The following is a 2614-nucleotide window of genomic DNA, read 5'->3' as shown; positions in this document are numbered from 1 at the left end:
GAACGCGCGCAGGCCAAATAGCAGCAACCCAGCATCAACCCCGACAACAAAAACCGGCCCCCCAACCTCACCCAAACCTCCGCGCCAGCAAACAAAGAATCTCATACATGAGCGTAGCGGCAACAAGTGCCGTGTTACCGCTCGGGTCGTAGGGTGGCGAAACCTCTACCACATCCCCGCCGATCCAGTTAAGCCCGTCCAGCCCGCGCAGCAGCCCCAACGTTTCCCGCGTCGTCAGACCGCCAATCTCCGGTGTACCCGTCCCTGGCGTATAGACCGGATCAAGACCATCGACATCGAGTGAAAGATACGCCGGACCATCGCCTATCACCTTGCGCGCTTCCCCGATGATCGCATTCACCCCACGTTCGTCGAACTCTTCAATAAACACCACCCGCATCCCGCTTTCCAGCGAATACCGCCAGCCTTCATCGGAATTCTGCGCGCCGCGAATGCCGATCTGGATCGTACGTTTCGGATCCAGCAGGCCCGCTTCGACCGCGCGGCGAAACGGCGCACCGTGCGTGAATTTCGATCCCTTGAAGCTGTCCCACGTGTCGGTATGGGCATCGATATGCACCATGCCGATAGGCGCCTTCGGCGCCATGGCCTGGAAGATCGGATACGTGATCGAGTGATCGCCGCCTGCGCTCAGAGCAATCTTGCCAGCGGCGAACACAGGCTCGAAAAAGCGCCGGATGTCTTCATGCGAGCGTTCAAGATGAAACAGATCGGTGAACGGCACATCGCCGATATCGCCAACGCGGCAAACATCGAAGGGATTGAAACGCGATACATGATGGATCGCACGCGTCATGCTCGACATGTTGCGGATCTCGCGCGGACCGAAACGCGCGCCCGGACGGGCTGTGACGCCACCGTCGAACGGAATGCCGGCGAGCACGATATCGAGTTCATCGATATTCGTGCAATACGGCACCCGCATGAACGTTGGAATGCCGCTGAAACGCGGAAGCGCCATCTGGCTTCTATCAGTGCCGGGCATGAATGTCTCGTCAGAAAGTAGGCGGTGTATTGGTCCACAGCACGCGGGTCACCGTCTTGCCCGGATTGCGGTAGCTATGCGGCACGGTGCTGGGAAAGTAGAAGGTGTCGCCTGCGTGCAGCACATGACATTCGTCGCCAAGCGTCAGTTCGAACTCGCCCTCGATCACATAACCGAGCTCTTCGCCCGCGTGGCTGATCTGTTCGTCGCTGCTTGCAAGCGGTTCGATCACGTGTATATCGCTTTGCAACAACTGTCCGGCAGCGGGCACGATCACGCGTTCAAGCATGATCGAAAGCCGCTTGCCCGCTGACGGAAACTCGGTCGTCGGCCGCTCGTTCGCGCGCTGTACGGGCGACGTGTTGATGTCGGGCCCCGATACAAGCGCGCCCACATTGGTCGACAAGGCCAGCGCAATCTTGTGCAGCGTCGCGAGCGATGGCTGCGCGTGGCCGCCTTCCAGTTTGGACAACATGCTTTCCGAGCAGCCGGCCTGCTCCGCGAGCGCTTTCAGGGTCAGTTGCTTGACCATCCGTGCGTGTTTGAGACGCACGCCGAGTGCCGCCGCCGGATCGGGCTGAACCTCGACAGGCTTGCTTGCGCGCGGGTGTGCGCTGGCCGATTTTCGTGCTGCGGGGATTTTTGTGGCCACCGGGAAGGCTCTTCTAAAAGTTTGAGGGTCTACGTCAGCACCGTGAATTCGACTTCCAGCGGATTGAGCGCGTTGATGGGAATAATATCCTGCGGACACGCCGACATCACCACGACGCAATCCATCACTGCCTTGATGTCCACATGGTCGCCTGCCTTCGATACCGGCGCCAGCCACTCAATGGAATAGTCCGGCTTGATCGGAATGTTCATCCACAGGTTGAACGGTTGCGGTACTTCTCGCGCGCGCAGTCCGATGGCTTTCAACGCCATGCGCATGTTGTCGGCGCAATTGTCGTGATAGCCATGCACGCCGAGATTCTTGTATCGATACAAATCGCAGGCCGCCATCAGCGTGTCGTGAACACCGGGCGATGTGTCGGCGACGAGCTCTGCAATCGGCCGGCGATGGTTGGTCATCAGCGGATCGCCGGCTTGCGGAATGACTTTATCAAGCGATGCGCGCGCGTGTTCGAACGAAAGGAATTCGTCGAGGTGATTCGCGTTGAAGATCCACGTATCGCAGACCTGCGTGCCGTGCGTGTTGGTGATGCGAATCGTCTGACCCGCCTTCACGCGAACCGCGCGGCCATTGCGCGCCGGCACGGTATAGGTCTTGCCGATCTCCGGCGTGCCATCGGCGGAAATGGGTTCGCGCAGCGTGGCGTTCTCGCCGAGTTCGTGGCTGTTGTCGTGATGATGTTCAACGTGCGGCGTGCTCATGGTGACTCCTTAAGTCGTATCAGTTTCAGGGTGCTTCGTTGCAGAGCTGGACCAGGCAGTGCGCGAGCGCGCGCGTGCCCAGAACGAGGTGATCGTCGTCGGTGGCTTCGAGCGGGTTATGGCTGATGCCGCCGCGACTTGGGACGAAGAGCATCGCGGTCGGGCAATGCTTCGCCAGATACATGGCGTCGTGAAACGCGCCGGATGTGATGTTCATCGGCGGTGATGAGAGCG

General features: G+C 59.9%; 4 protein-coding genes. All 4 read right to left on the bottom strand.

The genetic code is table 11. The features are described 5' to 3' along the window. Positions 1-67: 67 nt before the first annotated feature. Complete coding sequence (gene speB, locus ACFFAR_RS30500; protein WP_062001309.1) at positions 68-1006, bottom strand: agmatinase; 939 nt, start codon at positions 1004-1006, stop codon at positions 68-70. 10 nt (positions 1007-1016) lie between these two features. Continuing rightward, a complete protein-coding gene (locus ACFFAR_RS30495) occupies positions 1017-1559 on the bottom strand; it encodes a cupin domain-containing protein (RefSeq protein ID WP_075358908.1) in 543 nt (180 codons plus the stop codon). Between the two features lie 128 nt (positions 1560-1687). Then, positions 1688-2380 (bottom strand): DUF1989 domain-containing protein, encoded by a 693-nt coding sequence (locus tag ACFFAR_RS30490; protein ID WP_174364896.1) that lies wholly within the window; start codon positions 2378-2380, stop codon positions 1688-1690. A 25-nt stretch (positions 2381-2405) separates the two neighbouring features. Beyond that, positions 2406-2614 (bottom strand): M20/M25/M40 family metallo-hydrolase (locus tag ACFFAR_RS30485; RefSeq protein WP_375509149.1); only part of this gene is annotated, 209 nt, incomplete at its 5' end.

The organism is uncultured Caballeronia sp. (genome assembly GCF_964243625.1).
In the GTDB taxonomy this organism is placed as follows: Bacteria; Pseudomonadota; Gammaproteobacteria; order Burkholderiales; family Burkholderiaceae; genus Caballeronia.
Note: the sequence above shows the minus strand (reverse complement) of the source record. Positions and strands in the feature narration are given on the sequence as shown.